Below are 14,938 nucleotides of genomic sequence, written 5' to 3'. Positions count from 1 at the left end.
GACGCCGTGGGCCAGGCAGGCGTCCACGATGGTGCGGGTGCCGGTGATGTTGACGTCGTGGACGAGTTGGCTGAAGCCCGCCTCGACGGTGACGATCGCGGCGCAGTGGATCACGACGAGCGGGCGTCCGGGTTCGGCGTCGAAGAAGCGCTCGATGCTCGCCGGGTCGGTGACGTCGCCGGTGCGCAGGTCGACCTCCGCGGGGACGCGGGCGGCGGCCGGGTCGCCGGGCAGCACGAGGCCGCGGACGTCGGCCCCATCGGCGAGCAGCCGGGCGGCGACGGAGCTTCCAAGGTTGCCCGCCACCCCCGTCACGAGGTGGAGCGGGGCTTGGCTGGAAGGGTCGGTCATGGTGGTTCCTTCGGTCGGCGGAGGCCGCGTCCCGGGGTGGCTCCGGCACCTGCACCGGCCTCGCCGCTCCCGGGTGTTCGCGACACATCGATCCTCCCGAGCCGGGCTTCGGCTCACATCGTCCGCGCGCACCGCCGTCGCGTACTCCATCGGGAGTACGGTCCCCTGAGAGCGCCGTCCGGGTCCCGGGTCCGGCGGCCAGGGTCGAGCGCCGTCAGCGGCCGGAGGACGAGCCTCCCGCCGAGGGCCGAGACGCGCGCTGCGTCGGTTCGGCCCGGCGCCGCTCGGCGGAGACCATCGCCACGACGAGGACGCCCGGGCTGATCACCACCAGCGGCGGCAGCATCCACACGACGACGGCGGCGACCAGCAATCCGGACAGGACGTAGGCGCTCCCGACGGGGTCGGTGATCACCAGGGTGCGTCCCTGATGCCACAGCGCACGCCAGTCGGCCCCCGGCGACCACAGGGCCGCCGTACGGCACACGCACACCGCCACCCCGGCGGCGAGCAGCGCGCTGACGATCGCCAGCGCCTGACCGCCTGGCACCAGCCCCGCCAGTCCGAGTGCCACGTTGAGGAGCAGGACGCCCACCACGGCGGCGGACGCCAGCCCGAACAGCCAGCCCGTGCGGATCGCCCGCCACCCGTCGCGGAACAGCGACCCCACCGTGTCGCTGCGTCCCTCGACGTGGTTGGTCAGGTGGCGGGCGCCTGCCGCCAGGGCGGGGGCGGCCGTGACGAGCGGTAGCGCGAGGGCGGTGACCGCGAGGCCGACGACGAGAGTTTCGCCGAAGGCCGCGACGCGTCGCCCGCCGAAGACCTCCGGCTCCCGGCGACGCGCCGCCGCACCACTGACCCTGCTCATCCCTTCAGGCCCTGGGTCGCGACCCCCTGCACCAGGTGACGCTGGAAGGCCATGAAGAAGAGCACCACCGGCAGCAGCGCCAGGATGGCCATCGCCATCTGCGCCCCGTAGTCGCTGGTGGAGGTCTGATCGACGTAGAGCCGCAACGCCAGCGGCATCGTGTACATGCCGGGCGCCTTCAGGTACAGCAGCGGTCCGAAGAAGTCGTTCCAGGACCAGATGAAGGCGAAGATCGAGCTCGTCACCAGGGCGGGCTTCATCAGCGGGAGGATCACCCAGCCGAACGTGCGGACGTGCCCCGCACCGTCGATGCGGGCCGCCTCATCCAGCTCGCGGGGCAGCCCGCGCATGAACTGGATCATCAAGAACACGAAGAAGGCGTCCGCCGCGAGGAACTTGCCCAGCAGGAGCGGCCAGTACGTGTTGATCATGCCCAACTGGTTGAACACGATGTACTGGGGGATGATCACGACGTGGAACGGCAGCAGCATCGTCGCGATCATGCAGCCGAAGAAGATCCCCCGCCCCGGGAAGGTGATCCGCGCGAACGCGTAGGCCGACACCGAGCACGACAGGGTGATCCCGACGACGGAGGCCACCGCCAGGACCAGCGAGTTCACCACGAAGGTCCAAAACGACACCCCGCCGATGCCCTCCAGAGCGGTCGCATAGTTCTGGAAGCCGCCCCCCTCGGGGATCAGGCTGACCGAGCCGATGATCTGGTTGCTCGGCTTGAACGACGACATCAGCATCCAGGCGGCCGGGTACAGGATCACGACGACCACGGCCAGCGAGAAGACGTGAAACACGAGGCCGCCGATCCTGCTGCGCGTCCGGGCCCGGGAGCGTCGCGGCTGAGCCGGGGCCGGGGAGCCGGGCGTCGCGTCCGGCACTGTCTCGACGAAGTTATCCGGTGCGCTCATCGCTCATCTCCCGCGTAGTGGACCCATGCCGTCGAGGTACGGAACATCATGATGGTGACGAGGCCGACGGCCACGACGAGCACCCAGGCCATCGCCGAGGCGTACCCCATCTGGAAGTCGCGGAATCCGCGCAGATACAGGTACAGCGTGTAGAAGAGGGTCGACCCCGCGGGGCCGCCGGTGCCGTTGGAGATGATGTAGGCCGAGTTGAAGATCTGGAAGGCGTGGATCGTCTCCAGCAGCAGGTTGAAGAACAGCACCGGCGACAGCATCGGCAACGTGACCGCGAAGAACCTCCGGATCGGGCCGGCGCCGTCGACGGCGGCCGCCTCGTACAGCTCGACCGGCACCTGCTTCAGCCCGGCGAGGAAGATCACCATCGGGGCGCCGAACTGCCACACGGTCAACAAGATCAGCAGCGGCAGCGTGCGCGACGGGTCGCCGACCCAGCCGCCCTCGCTGGCGGGCGGCCCGCCCAGGACCGAACCCACCTGCGCGACGATGCCTCCGTCGAGGAACATCGCCTTCCAGACGATGGCGATCGAGACGCTGCCGCCGATCAGGGAGGGAAGGTAGAAGGCCGAGCGGTAGAAACCCTGACCGCGTCGCGGCATGTTCAAGAGCATGGCGACCGCGAGGGCGGCGAGCAGCTTCAACGGGGTTCCCACCAGCACGTAGGTTCCGGTGACCTTGACCGCCTGCAGGAAGTTGGGGTCGCTGAACAGGCGCACGTAGTTGTCGACGCCGACGATGCGGGGCGCGCTGAACAGGTTGTAGTCGGTGAACGACAGGTACAGGGAGGCGATCATCGGCCCCACCGTGAGGACGAAGAACCCAAGAAGCCAGGGGCTGAGGAACGCGTAGCCCGCGCGCGCCTCCCGCCTCCGTCGCGGCCGGTTGTCGCGGGCCGCGGGCTGGGTCGTTGTTGTCGCAGTCATGCGTGGGCTCCTTTCTGCCTGGTGCCGGCCGCGGACGACCGGCACCAGATCACGAGGAATCAGCGTCCGAGCACCAGGGAGATCTCGGAGAAGAGCTCCTGCCCGAACTGCTGGGTGGTCAGCTCGCCGTAGCGCAGGCGCTCATGCAGTTCGGTCCACTTGGCCTCGATCGTCCCGTAGCCCGCGGGGAGGATCGGGTAGCCCGCCGTCATGTCGCTCTTGACCGCGTCCAGGTAGCCGAGGTTTACCTTGTCGGCAGCGGTCTGGTTGATGGCGTCGCGGCCTTCCTGGGTGGGAGGGGTGCCCAGGGACGTCCCGAACACCTCGGCGACCTTCGGCGAGGTGGCCAGGAAGTTCACGAACGCGGCGGCGGCCTGCGGCTGCTTGGAGTTCTCGGCGATCGCCAACAACATGCTCGGGTGCGAGGCCAGGATCCGCTCGCTCGAACCGTTGGCCCGCGGCGGGGCCACCATGCCGATCTCCTCGGTGCCGATGTCGCTCATCGCCTGCTGGACGGTGGTGGAGAAGTTGAACCACACGGCCGTCTCGCCGGCCAGGAAGCCGCCCTTGGGTGACAGCGCGATACTGCGCGCGATCGGGTAGAAGTCGCCCGCGTCACGCATGGACGCCGTGGAGTCCAGGTAGGAGACGACATCGGCTTCGGTGAAGGTCGGCTTGCCGTCGGCGGTGAAGACCTCGTTGCCCGACTGCATCAGGTGGTAGATGAAGCCCGGGAAGCCGCCGGTGTAGTCCTCGGCCCCGTAGATGCGCGGGTCCGCGCCCGCACCCGCCTGGTTCACCTTCATCAGGAAGGCGTTGAGCTGGTTCCAGTCCATGTCGCTGGTCGGGTACTCGATGCCGTAGGCGTCCAGAACCTTCTTGTTGTACATCATCGAGTAGGCGTTGGTGCCCAGCGGCACCGCGACCAGCTTGTCGCCGATGGTGCCCGACCCCAGGACGCTGTCGGAGACCCCCTCCAGCGTGAGGGTGTTCTGGCGGAACGGGCCGAGATCCTTCAGCAGCCCCTTGTTGGCGTACTCACCCAGGTAGCTGGCGTCCATCATGACCGCGTCGGGGAGCGCCCGGCCTGCGGCTTCGGTGTTGCGGGCCGTCCAGTAGTCGCCCCACGAGTTGAAGTTCCGCACCACCTTCACATTGGGGTACTCCTCGTTGAACATCCCGATGACCTGTTCGAACCGCTTGGCGCGGTCCTCGTTGCCCCACCAGGAGAACGTGATCTCTGCGGCGGTGTCCTTGTTGAATGCCGTCTCGGCGGGGGCGGGGGCCGATCCTCCCGCCGAACAGCCCGTGAGTACGAGGGCCGTGGCGACGCCAGCGACGAGCCACCCTCGAATACGTCGAAACATGTGATTCCTCCTCCTTGGTGCGGGCTTCATCGCCCGCGGTTGGTGTGGATTCCGGGGAGTCCCCGGCTGTCTGGTCCGGCGATCATGCGTCTGCCGTCGTCTCGTCGGCGGGGGGCTGAGCCGTCCCCTGGACGATCGCCCGCAGCACGGGCATCGGCAGTTTGGGTTCCCGGTCGTGCGTCAGCAGGCCGTTGCTCTCCTGCAGGGTGTCGGTGAGCTGCGTCCAGCACCATCCGGCCAGGCCGTGGGAGCGTCCCCGTCCGTCGCGGGTGCCGGCTTGGACGGCAGCGAAGATCGCCCCGATTCGCCGTGCGAAGTCGTCGGCGCTGTCGGCTTCGGAGTAGCCCCAGGCGTCCCGCGGCACCTCCCCGGGAGACCAGCTGACCCCCCCGAACTCGGTCAGCATGATCGGCTGGCGGGTGTCGACGGTGCCGGGCAGCCGGACGACGCGTCCCGCGGGGCCGATGCCGCCGAGCATGGCCCGCAGCGCGGACTCCTCGACGCCGTAGCGGGCCGCGAGCACCGCACCGTCGGCCTCGTAGTCGTGCAGCGTCCACAGGTCCGAGGTCGACTGTTCCCAGCCGTCGTTGGAGATGACCGGCCGGGTCGGATCGAGCGCCTTGGTCAGGAAGTACAGGGCGTCGGCAAGGGCACGCTGGTCGGGGCGGGACGCGATGTGCTGGACGCCCCAGCTCTCGTTCAGCGGCACCCATGTCACGACGCTGGGGTGGCTGCGGTCCCGGACGACGGCGGCGCTCCACTCGGTGAGGGTGCGGCGGATCGCCCGCTGGTCGAACGCGTAGGTGGCGGGCATCTCCGCCCACACGAGCAGCCCGAGCCGGTCGGCCCAGTACAAGAACCGGTCGTCCTCGATCTTCTGGTGCACCCGGACGGCGTTGAACCCGAGTTCCACGATGAGTTCGGCCTCGCGGCGCAGGGCGTCCCCGGAGGGGGCGGCCAGGTGCGAGCCGGGCCAGTACCCCTGGCTGAGCACCGAGCGCAGCGTGACCGGCCGGTTGTTCACGAGGAAGGCGCCGTCGTCCCAGCCCACCGTGCGCAGGCCCAGATAGGTCGCCACCACGTCGGAGGGTTGCCCGTCGACGTCGACGCGGACCCAGGCGTCCAGCAGGGTCGGCGAGTCGGGCCGCCACTGCAGCCGCTCGCTGGCCTGGCCGTTGCGCTGCCCGTCCAACGGGAACGTCAGCGTCGTCGTGGTGTCGCTGGTGGACACCTGTGCTGCGCCCAGGGGGACGCCGTCGTGCGCCACCGTGACGTGGACGCGGCAGGCACGCCGCAGGCTCAGGTCGAGTTCGACGCTGACCGTTCCGGCGGTCAGGTCGGCGGTCCAGCACAGGTCGGTGACGTGCTGGGCGGGAACGGACTCCAGCCACACGGGCTGCCAGATCCCCGTGGTGCGGTGGTACCAGATGGTGTGCGGCTCGCGCATCCAGTCCTGCTTGCCGCGGGGCTGGGAGACGTCGTGGGGGTCGTCCTCGGCGCGGACCACGAGCGTGTTCGCTTCGCGTCCGAGCGCGTCGGTGAGGTCGACCGCGAAGGGGGTGTGCCCGCCCACGTGATCGCCGACCGCCTGCCCGTTCAGCCACACCCTGGCCCGATAGTCGACGGCACCGAAGTGGAGGATGAGCCGATTCCCCGGGGCGTGCCCGAGCCGGGCGAGGTCGCCCTCGTCGAGTTCGCGCCGGTACCAGACGACCGGGTGGTAGCCGGTCTCCCCCACGCCCGAGTCGGCGGATTCGGGCGGGAACGGCACCGTGATCGCTCCGGCGAGCGGCCGACCGTCCTGCCATCCCTCTCGGACGCCGAGGTTGTCGTCGTCGTGGGCGAAGCCCCAGGCGCCGCCGAGGTCGAGGTAGGAGTCACGCACCAGGTGGGGGCGCGGTCGCGCCTGGTCCATCCTGCTGGCGCGCAGCGCCTCGACCGCAGTTTCGCGAGACTCGTGGGACACCTGGCACTCACCTTCTCTTCTAGCGATCGCCGCACGACCGCAGTTCAGCGTTGAACTATGCCGCCTCCGGCATGAACTCGTCGATCTACGACTACGTAGTTCCACGTTGAACTGCACAATAGTTCCACGCTGAACTACGGTCAAGGGGTGGCAGAAGGAAGGCAACCTGCAAAGATTCGGCCGAGGGAAGGGGACAGATGGCACGGGTAACGCTGGCGGACGTGGCCGCCCGGGTCGGGGTCAGTGCCAAGTCGGTCTCCAACGTCGTCAACGGCACCGGCTGGGTGAGCGATGAGGTTCGGGCGCGCATCCTCGACGCCATCGCCGACCTCGGCTACCGCCCCAACCTCGCCGCCCGCACGCTGCGCGGCGGACACAGCGGCCTCATCGCCCTCGTGCTGCCCGACCTCCGCGAGCCCTACTTCGCCGAGTTCGCGTCGCGCTTCGTCACCCGCGCCCAGCGTCGCGCGCTCACCGTCCTGATCGCCCAGACCGGAGGCGACCACGCCACCGAGGTCGCGATGGCCTCCGGCGAGGGTTTCCCCGCCCTCGACGGGCTCGTCATGAGCCCGCTGCGGCTCACCGCCGCCGACCTGGAGGGACGCCCGCAGACGCCCCCGCTGATCCTCATCGGAGAGGAGGCCGAGGCGCTGGTGGGGCCGAGCATCCACCACGTCGGCATCGACAACGTCTCCTCCGCGGCCGCCGCGACGGACTACCTGCTCGCGCGCGGGCGACGCCGCATCGCCGCGGTCGGGCGCCAAGACGACGGCGCCTCCGCCACCTCGCAGTTGCGCTACCAAGGCTACGAAGAAGCCCTCGCCCGTGCCGGGCTCGCCGTCGACCCGGCCCTGATCGGCGTCGTCGACGACTTCAACCGCGCGGCCGGATCCCGCGCCGTCCAGGAGCTGCTCGATCGCGGCGTCGCCTTCGACGGCCTGCTGTGCTTCAGCGACACCCTCGCGCTCGGCGCCCTCTACACCCTGGGCAGCAACCGCATCCCCGTACCTGACCAGGTCGAGGTGATGGGGTTCGACGGCATCGAAGAGGGACGCTTCCACGTCCCGGGCTTCGCCACCGTCAACCCCGGCGTCGACGAGGCAGCCGACATCATCCTCGACATCATCGCCGCGCCGCAGACCCATCCGGGCGCGCACCACAACGTCCCGTACACCATCATCTCGGCCTGACCCGGGGATTCTCCCGGCAGGTGCCCGGCACAATGGTGCGCATGGACACCCAGGCCGCGCCCATCGACTTCGGCACCGTGCTGCTGTACCTCGCCATCGCGGCGGCGTGCTGGCTGGTGTTCTGGGTGGTCCGGGGGTGGCTTCGCACACGCATTCACGCGACGCCGTCGGCACCCGAGGCAGGCGACCTCGCGACGGCGACGTTCCCCATCGCCAAGCCGGGCTACAAGCTGCGCGACGTCGACCGATTCCTCGACCAGGTGCAGGCATGGCTGACACCCACCCTCGCCGACGCCGACCGGGCCACCGCCCTGAACACCGTGACGAACGTGCGGTTCGCCGTCGCCCGCTCCGGCTACGACCCCCGCGCGGTCGACACCCACCTGGACGCCCTGATCGCGCGCTTCTCGCCGCCCCAGCCGACACAGGACTGATTGGTCGACCACTGGGTGTCGGCCACACCGGTGGTGGGCGGGTGCTGCTGCTGTGGAGATTGCGGCAGCGGCGTGGGACGTGTTCGGGTCACTGACGAGACCCGATGCGCCTGGCTGGCGTTCTACCCTGCGAGCGAACCGGTCACCCCTCGGGTTGCGACGGGGGCCGCGCGGCGGCGATCATCGCGTCCCTCACCTGCGCGGATGCGAGGAACAGCCGGGGCTGCAGTTCTTCCCAGCCGCGATGCTTCGTCGCGATCGCGAACGCCTGATGGGTGCGGTCGAGGTCGTTGTCGAGCTGGAGGCCCGGCGAATCCACGCCGCGGACCTGCAGGTGGTACATCCACCAGCTTCCGTCGGCCTCCCGGTTCAGGAACGTCGCCTCGAAGGCCATCTGCTCCCCTGGCAGCGTGGCGAGGCACTCGTCGTAGCGCTCGTGAAGCGTCTCCATCCAGGCATCGAACGACGCCTCGCGCCCATCAAGCAGGCGGGCACGCGACAACTCCAGCGCCAGCCCCGACGGGACCGAGACGGGCATCGGCCAGCCGGCAAAGTCTGCCCCCACCGGCTCGAACGGGATCGGGTCCATGGCGCTCATGCCACTCCTCCGCTGGACTTCCCCAACGGCGCCGCGGGGATTGCAGCACAGAGTCAGCGACCTAGGAGAAGCCCCCCTCTCACCAGAAACCGGACACTGTACGGTTTTTGTGTATGCTGCTCATGGCACCGGCGCCCGGCACAAGGGGCACCCCGGAACCCGACGAAGGGAGAGCCCGTGACTGCCCACCGATCACGGCCGTGCGCCATCCGCGGACGCTCAGTCGGCCGCCGGGAGGATCCGTTCCAGCAAGCCCAGCACGCGTGGCATATCGATCTCTTCGGGGTCCAGCAGCCATTGCAGCTGGAGGCCATCGGATGCCGCGATCACCAGGGCTGCCGCATCGGCAGGCTCAACGGCATCCGTCATCGCACCCCTCTGCTGAGCGTCGCGGATGCGCCCCTCCAGCAGCCCCCGGAGTTCCCGGAACCGGTCGCGCACAAAGTCGGTGGTGGCGGGGTGCGACTCCTGGAGGGCATCAGCCACCAACGTCGCGTACAGGCGGACGAGCCCCGGGACGGACACGTTCTTCTCCGCGGTCTCGGCGATGGCCTCCAGCAGACTCCCGGGCTGATCCCAGCCGGTTCGACGCTGCTCGTGGGCCCGATAGACCTCCACCAAGAGCTCGTCCCGGGAGGCGAAGTAGTGGCCCAACGTCGCGGTGGATACCCCGATCGCCTCACCCAGGACACGCAGCGACGCACCGTCGACGCCGTGCTCCGCGAACTGATCGAGAGCGGTATCGACGATCTGCTGACGCCGCGCCACACCCTTGGCGTAAGGCCCCCGAGCGGGAGGCTCCTTCGTCGCCATCAGAGCCCGCGTTCCGGGTCAAGCCGTCGGATGCCCCCGGCGGGGATTTGCCCACAGTGACGTAGCAGGAGACCACCTCTTCGAGAACACGAAACATCCACGAGGAACAGGAGAAACCATGTCCCAACCGTCCGTGCAACTCTACTCAATCCGCGAGGCGATCGACGCCGACCTCCCCGCTGCCGTGGCCCGCATCGCAGAGATCGGCCTCACCCAGGTCGAACCGTACGCCTTCCACGTCCGCGCCCCCGAACTCAAGCGGGCGCTGCTCGCGAACGGCCTCACCGCACCGTCTGGCCACGCCGCCGTGATTGACGCCGAACAGCCGGAGAGCATCTTCGACGCCGCGGCCGAACTCGGCATGACCACCGTGATCGATCCCTTCATCCCCACCGATCGCTGGCAGACTGCCGACCAGGTCGCCCACCTGGCCGAGCGGGTGAACGCACTCTCCGAGCGGGCCAACGCCCGCGGGCTCGAGTTCGGCTACCACAACCATCAGTGGGAGTTCACGACGACGATCGAGGGCAGGACGGCCTTCGGCCTGTTCGTCGAACGGCTGTCTCCCGGCGTCGTCTTGGAGGTCGACACCTTCTGGGCGCAGGTCGGTGGCGCCGACGTCCCCGCGCTGCTGCGATCCCTGGCACCGCGCGTGCGCGCGATCCACGTCAAGGACGGCACGATCACCGCCGACATCCGCGACGTGCTGCCTTCCAACGAGAGCGCCCTGGTCGTCCCCGAGGCGCTGCGGGCGGCGTTTGAGAACCAGACCCCGGCAGGGCAGGGAGACATCGACGTGCCGGCGATCCTCGCTGCCGCACCAGACGCCCTGCGCGTCATCGAGTTCGACGCCTACTCCGGCGACGTGTTCGCGGGCATCGCCGCGTCCTTCGCGTGGCTCCGCCGGCACGATCGGGCCGGGGCATGACCGGGCGCCAACCGACCGGCGTCGGCATCATCGGCGCGGGGAACATCTCGACTCAGTACCTGGACAACCTCACCCGGTTCCCCGACGTCGAGGTCCGGTTCATCGCCGACGCGATCCCCGAGCGGGCGGCCGCCCAAGCGCAGAAGTACGGCGTCCCCGCATCCGGCAGCGTCGACGCACTGCTGGCCCACGAGGACGTATCGGTGGTGGCGAACCTCACCATCCCTGCCGCGCATGCCGAGATCGATCAGCACTGCATCGCCGCGGGCAAGCACGTGTGGAGCGAGAAGCCCGTCGCGATGGACCGGGAGTCCGCCGCGTCCTTGCTCGCGGCGGCCGCAGCCAGCGGGCTGCGGGTCGCCTGCGCTCCCGACACCGTGCTCGGTGCCGGGATCCAGACCGCATTGCGCTCGATCGCCCGCGGCGACATCGGCGAGCCGTTGACCGCGACCACCATCTTTCAGGTGCCCGGTCTCGATGCGTGGCACCCGGACCCGGAGTTCTTGTTCGCCACGGGGGCTGGGCCGCTGTTCGATATGGGGCCTTACTACGTCACCACCCTCGTCCACGTGTTCGGCTCCGCCACCCGCGTGCACGCTGTCGCCTCCCGGTCGCGCGAGCGACGCACCATCGCTGCGGGACCCCGAGCGGGCCAGTCCTTCCCGGTGGCCGTACCGACCCATCACGCCGCGCTCATCGAGTTCGGCGGGGGGACCTCCGCGCAGACGACCTTCTCGTTCCAGCACGCCTTACCCCGTGCTGGGTTCGTCGAGATCAACGGCACCGAGGGCACTCTCAGCCTCCCCGATCCGAACCTCTTCGATGGCGACAGCCAGCTGTGGCGATCCGGCAGCGACCAGCCGGAAACGCTTCGGGCCGTGGGCGCCGCCGAGGGCCGCGGCACCGGGCTGGTCGAGATGATCCGGGCGATCGATGCAGGCGTCCCGGAACGCGCGTCGGGCACGCTCGCCGCCCACGTGCTGGACATTCTCCTCGACATCCGCGACGCCGCCGACCGCGGGATCCCCGTCAGCATCGACTCCACCGTCGACCGCATCCCGCCGCTGCCGGAGCAGTTCGACCCCACCCAGCCGCAGGCCGGACTCCACCCATAAGCCCGGGGACGCAGCTCGTGGCGAGGAACCGGCGGCTGCTGGCCTCGTGCTGGACGTGGGCTGGCGACGCCGGGCCCGGCGGCCCCCTTTCCTCCCCCGTCCCCTGGGAGCAGCGCGTCGCTGCCGTCGGCGCCACCGGCTGGGAGGGGGTCGGCCTGTCGCACACAGACGTGGCCGACTACTCGCGCGCGCCGGGCCTGACCGTTCTGCGCGACCGACTCCACAGCGTCGGGATCCCACGCGTCGAGCTGGAGATGCTGCGGGGCTGGTGGGCGACGGGCGAGGAACGACGTCGCTCCGATCGCACCCGGGACGAACTGCTCGACGCCGCGACGGTGCTGGGCGTCGACGTCATCAAGGTCGGTGCCCCGCAGGCGCGCGGCGTCCCCCCGCACCTGCTCCCTCCGTGGGATCGCTTCGTCCAGGAGTTCGGCGCCCTGGCGGAGCGCGCCGACGGGTTCGGCGTCAACATCGCCCTGGAGGGGATGAGCCACACCAATCTGCCCACCCTGTCCGCCGCGATCGACCTCGTCCGCCAGGCATCCCACCCACGAGCGGGACTCGCCTTGGACGTGGACCAACTCGTCAAATGCGGCGACGGCGACTGGACCCGGCTTCCCGGTCGGCTCGCGGGAGTCCCCGTCTTCGTCGTCGAACTCGGCGACGCCCCGGTGGACCCCACTGTGGCGCTCGACCACGGCGTCGGGCCCAGGTGCCTGCCGGGCGAGGGCGACCTCGACATCCCGGGGTTCATCGCCGCCATGCGAACGGCCGGGTGGGACGGCTATTGGGGTGTGGAGATCATCTCCGATGACCTGCGCGTTCTCCCCCTCGACGTGGGCCTCCGCGCCGTCCGCACGGGAATCGACCGCCTCTTCGACGTTGCCGACGCGCTCGCGGGGTGAGGGTCAGGTCACAGTCCGACGTCACGGGAAGGACGTCGGCCCGTGATCCTGGTCCTGGTACCGGAGACGCATGCGGCCCGCCCCCAACCGGGACGGGCCGCACGACGCGCTGCGATCAGGCGTCGAGATCCTTCTCGATGAGCGCGGCGATGGCCTCGACGGCCTCGGCGTTGTCGGAGGTCACGACGACCTCGGCGCCCTTCTCGGCGCCGAGCGTCATGATCATGAGGCTGGACGCTGCGTCGACGCCCTCCTCGTCGTCGCCGCCCACCAGGGTCAGGGTGATCTCGTCGTCGTAGCCGTCGGCGGCTTCGGCGATGATGGCTGCGGGGCGGGCGTGGAGGCCGACGGAGGACCCGACGGTGACGGTCTTGCTTGCCATGTGTTTCTCCTTAACTCACAAGGTGGTTGGGTTCAGGCTACTGATCAAGCGGCCTGGACGGGGGTCTTCTTCCGGGTGAACTGCTTCAGTGCGATGACCAGCGCGGCGCTGACCAACACCCCGACCGCGATGGCGATCAGGAATCCCACGAAGTTCTGAATGGCGAAGAACACGAAGACACCGCCGTGGGGGGCGTAGCTGCCGACGCCGAGCGCCATCGTCAGGGCGCCCGTGACGGCCCCGCCCGCCATCATCGAGGGGATGACGCGCAGCGGGTCGGCCGCCGCGAACGGGATGGCGCCCTCGGAGATGAAGGCGAGTCCGAGCAGCCACGCGGACTGACCGTTCTCACGTTCGGCCTTGTTGAAGACGGCCTTGCGGACGAAGGTGGCGACCGACATCGCGATCGGCGGCACCATGCCCGCGGCCATGACGGCAGCCATGATCTGCAGTGAGGCCGGGTTGTCGGGCGACAGGCCCGCGGTGGCGAACAGATAGGCCGCCTTGTTGACCGGCCCGCCCAGATCGAAGCACATCATCAGGCCGAGAATGACGCCCAGCGCGATCTTCGAGCCGCCCGACATTCCCGTCAGTGCGGCCTGCATGGCCACGGTGAGCGAGGCGAGCGGGGCCCCGAGGAGGAAGTACATCAGACCGCCGACGATCAGCGTGGTGACCAGCGGGATCACCACCACCGGCATCAGGCCCGCCAGCCATCGGGGGACCTTGCGATTCGCGAGCCACAAGGCGACGACGCCTGCCAGCAGACCCGTGAGGATGCCGCCGAGGAAGCCTGCGCCCAGGGTCGCCGAGATGGCGCCGCCGACGAATCCGGGAGCGATGCCCGGACGGCCCGCGATGCCGTAGGCGATGTAGCCCGACAACGCGGGGACGAGGAACCCGAACGCCGCGGCGCCGATGGTGAACAGCACCGCGCCCAGGTAGTCGACGCCTGCGCCCCAGCCCGTCGCGATCGCCAGATCGGCGATGCTGGAGGCGCTGGCGCAGGCGCTCGGGTCGGCCCAGGTCAGGGCCGCGCAGGTGCGGGCCGCGGAGCTCGAACCCGGCGCCAGGGAGATGTCGAAGCCGCCGAACAGGAACCCTAGGGCGATCAGCAGACCGCCGGCGGCCACGAACGGCAGCATGTAGGAGACGCCGGTCATCAGGGCCTGCATGACCTTCTTGCCGACGCTGAGCTGCGACCCCTCTCCGGCGGCTTCCTCGCCGGAGCCGCCGCCGGCGGCGACCTTGCGTGCCTGCGGGTTCTTCGCGGCGGCCAGCGCCTCGGTGATCATGACGCCCGGCTCGCTGATGGCGCGTTTGACCCCCGACTCGATGACGGGGAGGCCTGCGAACCGGGCCATGTCCTTCACCCCGACGTCGGTGGCGAAGATGGCCGCGGATGCGCGAGCGATGGTGGCGGCGGGCAGCGGCGTCACCCCGCCGGAGCCCTGGGTCTCGACGTGGACGTCGACCCCGGCCTCCTGGCCCGCGGCCACGAGGGAATCGGCGGCCATGTACGTGTGCGCGATTCCGGTCGGGCACGCGGTCACCGCCACGATGAGCGGGCGGTCGGTCGGCACCTGCGCGGCGGCCGCAGGCGCGGCAGCGGCAGGCACCGGGGCAGCCGTTGGCGACTCGGGCGGGTTCACGACGCCGTCGACGAGAGCCACGATCTCCGCGGGTGTCGCTGCGGCGCGGAGCGCGGCGAGGAAGTCCTTCTTGACGAGCGCGCGGGCCAGCTTGGTCAGCAACTTCAGGTGGTCGGCGTCCCCGTCGGCGGCCGCCGCGATGAGGAAGACCAGGTCTGCGGGGCCGTCCTTGGCTCCGAAGTCGACCGGACGCGCCAGCCGGGCGAAGGCCAGGGACGCCTCGGTGACCGCGGCGGAACGGCAGTGAGGAATGGCGAACCCGCCGGGCAGGCCGGTGGCTGCCTTGGACTCACGCTCCAGGGCGTCGGCGGTCAGGCCGTCGGCGTCGGCGCGGCCTGCGGCCTGGACGAGCCCGGCCAAGGACGCGATGACGTCTTGTTTGGTGTCGCCCAAGTCGGTGTCGAGGGCGACGAGCGATTCAGTGATGAGGGGCACAGCAAGTCCCTTCCAACAGGTGGGTGCGGATAGTGAGGGATCTGCGCAGGCAGACCTTGTGCCCTCCGGAAGC

At 69.9% G+C, this 14,938-nt stretch carries 15 protein-coding genes; 5 read left to right on the top strand and 10 right to left on the bottom strand.

Features of this window, described 5'->3' with window-relative positions:
- The 6 genes from V7E09_RS01730 to V7E09_RS01705 all read right to left on the bottom strand — a co-directional run.
- Positions 1-351, bottom strand: a 351-nt coding sequence (locus V7E09_RS01730; RefSeq protein WP_324522941.1) for an NAD-dependent epimerase/dehydratase family protein, incomplete at its 3' end; no start/stop codon positions are given.
- 214 nt (positions 352-565) lie between these two features.
- Positions 566-1,219: a hypothetical protein gene (locus V7E09_RS01725; protein ID WP_324511912.1), complete on the bottom strand. Its 654-nt coding sequence runs from the start codon at positions 1,217-1,219 to the stop codon at positions 566-568.
- Positions 1,216-2,142, bottom strand: a complete 927-nt coding sequence (locus V7E09_RS01720) for a carbohydrate ABC transporter permease (protein WP_324511911.1) — start codon at positions 2,140-2,142, stop codon at positions 1,216-1,218. Before V7E09_RS01720 ends, V7E09_RS01725 begins: the two co-directional genes overlap by 4 nt.
- Positions 2,139-3,080: a carbohydrate ABC transporter permease gene (locus V7E09_RS01715; protein WP_324511910.1), complete on the bottom strand. Its 942-nt coding sequence runs from the start codon at positions 3,078-3,080 to the stop codon at positions 2,139-2,141. The genes V7E09_RS01720 and V7E09_RS01715 overlap by 4 nt, the downstream gene beginning before the upstream one ends.
- A gap of 59 nt (positions 3,081-3,139) precedes the next feature.
- Positions 3,140-4,447 carry an ABC transporter substrate-binding protein gene (locus tag V7E09_RS01710; RefSeq protein ID WP_324511909.1) on the bottom strand — a complete coding sequence of 436 codons (1,308 nt, stop codon included), beginning with the start codon at positions 4,445-4,447 and terminating at the stop codon, positions 3,140-3,142.
- An 82-nt stretch (positions 4,448-4,529) separates the two neighbouring features.
- Positions 4,530-6,413, bottom strand: a complete 1,884-nt coding sequence (locus tag V7E09_RS01705) for a glycoside hydrolase family 2 protein (RefSeq protein ID WP_324511908.1) — start codon at positions 6,411-6,413, stop codon at positions 4,530-4,532.
- Between the two features lie 197 nt (positions 6,414-6,610).
- Between V7E09_RS01705 and V7E09_RS01700 the strand changes: the two genes are divergently transcribed.
- On the top strand, positions 6,611-7,603 hold the full coding sequence (locus V7E09_RS01700; protein ID WP_324522940.1) for a LacI family DNA-binding transcriptional regulator: 993 nt from the start codon (positions 6,611-6,613) through the stop codon (positions 7,601-7,603).
- Positions 7,604-7,644: 41 nt separating this feature from the next.
- Positions 7,645-8,037, top strand: a complete 393-nt coding sequence (locus V7E09_RS01695; protein WP_324522939.1) for a DivIVA domain-containing protein — start codon at positions 7,645-7,647, stop codon at positions 8,035-8,037.
- A 142-nt stretch (positions 8,038-8,179) separates the two neighbouring features.
- Here the strand turns inward: V7E09_RS01695 and V7E09_RS01690 are convergent, their stop codons facing one another.
- Both V7E09_RS01690 and V7E09_RS01685 read right to left on the bottom strand, forming a co-directional pair.
- Positions 8,180-8,635, bottom strand: a complete 456-nt coding sequence (locus V7E09_RS01690; RefSeq protein ID WP_324511090.1) for a DUF6176 family protein — start codon at positions 8,633-8,635, stop codon at positions 8,180-8,182.
- Positions 8,636-8,854: 219 nt separating this feature from the next.
- Positions 8,855-9,448, bottom strand: coding sequence for a TetR/AcrR family transcriptional regulator (locus V7E09_RS01685; RefSeq protein ID WP_324511089.1), 594 nt, complete (start codon positions 9,446-9,448; stop codon positions 8,855-8,857).
- A gap of 118 nt (positions 9,449-9,566) precedes the next feature.
- Here V7E09_RS01685 and V7E09_RS01680 point away from each other — a divergent pair, with 118 nt between their 5' ends.
- Genes V7E09_RS01680 through V7E09_RS01670 form a run of 3 tightly spaced genes read left to right on the top strand, consistent with a single transcriptional unit; the run spans position 9,567 to position 12,396 of the window.
- Entirely contained in the window at positions 9,567-10,376 is an 810-nt protein-coding gene (locus V7E09_RS01680; RefSeq protein ID WP_324511088.1) for a sugar phosphate isomerase/epimerase family protein, read from the top strand.
- The gene (locus tag V7E09_RS01675; RefSeq protein WP_324522938.1) at positions 10,373-11,491 is read left to right on the top strand and encodes a Gfo/Idh/MocA family protein; all 1,119 of its coding nucleotides are present in this window, start codon (positions 10,373-10,375) and stop codon (positions 11,489-11,491) included. The genes V7E09_RS01680 and V7E09_RS01675 overlap by 4 nt, the downstream gene beginning before the upstream one ends.
- 17 nt (positions 11,492-11,508) lie before the next feature.
- On the top strand, positions 11,509-12,396 hold the full coding sequence (locus V7E09_RS01670; RefSeq protein ID WP_324522937.1) for a sugar phosphate isomerase/epimerase family protein: 888 nt from the start codon (positions 11,509-11,511) through the stop codon (positions 12,394-12,396).
- A 115-nt stretch (positions 12,397-12,511) separates the two neighbouring features.
- Here V7E09_RS01670 and V7E09_RS01665 read toward each other — a convergent pair whose 3' ends face one another.
- Positions 12,512-12,778: an HPr family phosphocarrier protein gene (locus V7E09_RS01665; RefSeq protein WP_324511085.1), complete on the bottom strand. Its 267-nt coding sequence runs from the start codon at positions 12,776-12,778 to the stop codon at positions 12,512-12,514.
- 44 nt (positions 12,779-12,822) lie between these two features.
- On the bottom strand, positions 12,823-14,865 hold the full coding sequence (locus V7E09_RS01660; protein WP_324511084.1) for a PTS fructose transporter subunit IIABC: 2,043 nt from the start codon (positions 14,863-14,865) through the stop codon (positions 12,823-12,825).
- Positions 14,866-14,938 lie beyond the last annotated feature (73 nt).

The organism is Propioniciclava sp. (genome assembly GCF_036744435.1).
Lineage (GTDB): Bacteria > Actinomycetota > Actinomycetes > Propionibacteriales > Propionibacteriaceae > Propioniciclava.
The sequence above is the reverse complement of the archived record's forward strand: the minus strand, read 5'-3'. Positions and strand labels throughout refer to the sequence as shown.

Coding starts and splice junctions, on each gene's coding strand:
- V7E09_RS01685 (WP_324511089.1), bottom strand. CDS start 9,448: ATGGCGACGAAGGAGCCTCCCGCTCGGGGGCCTTACGCCAAGGGTGTG.
- V7E09_RS01690 (WP_324511090.1), bottom strand. CDS start 8,635: ATGAGCGCCATGGACCCGATCCCGTTCGAGCCGGTGGGGGCAGACTTT.
- V7E09_RS01720 (WP_324511911.1), bottom strand. CDS start 2,142: ATGAGCGCACCGGATAACTTCGTCGAGACAGTGCCGGACGCGACGCCC.
- V7E09_RS01725 (WP_324511912.1), bottom strand. CDS start 1,219: ATGAGCAGGGTCAGTGGTGCGGCGGCGCGTCGCCGGGAGCCGGAGGTC.
- V7E09_RS01665 (WP_324511085.1), bottom strand. CDS start 12,778: ATGGCAAGCAAGACCGTCACCGTCGGGTCCTCCGTCGGCCTCCACGCC.
- V7E09_RS01710 (WP_324511909.1), bottom strand. CDS start 4,447: ATGTTTCGACGTATTCGAGGGTGGCTCGTCGCTGGCGTCGCCACGGCC.
- V7E09_RS01695 (WP_324522939.1), top strand. CDS start 7,645: ATGGACACCCAGGCCGCGCCCATCGACTTCGGCACCGTGCTGCTGTAC.
- V7E09_RS01675 (WP_324522938.1), top strand. CDS start 10,373: ATGACCGGGCGCCAACCGACCGGCGTCGGCATCATCGGCGCGGGGAAC.
- V7E09_RS01715 (WP_324511910.1), bottom strand. CDS start 3,080: ATGACTGCGACAACAACGACCCAGCCCGCGGCCCGCGACAACCGGCCG.
- V7E09_RS01700 (WP_324522940.1), top strand. CDS start 6,611: ATGGCACGGGTAACGCTGGCGGACGTGGCCGCCCGGGTCGGGGTCAGT.
- V7E09_RS01680 (WP_324511088.1), top strand. CDS start 9,567: ATGTCCCAACCGTCCGTGCAACTCTACTCAATCCGCGAGGCGATCGAC.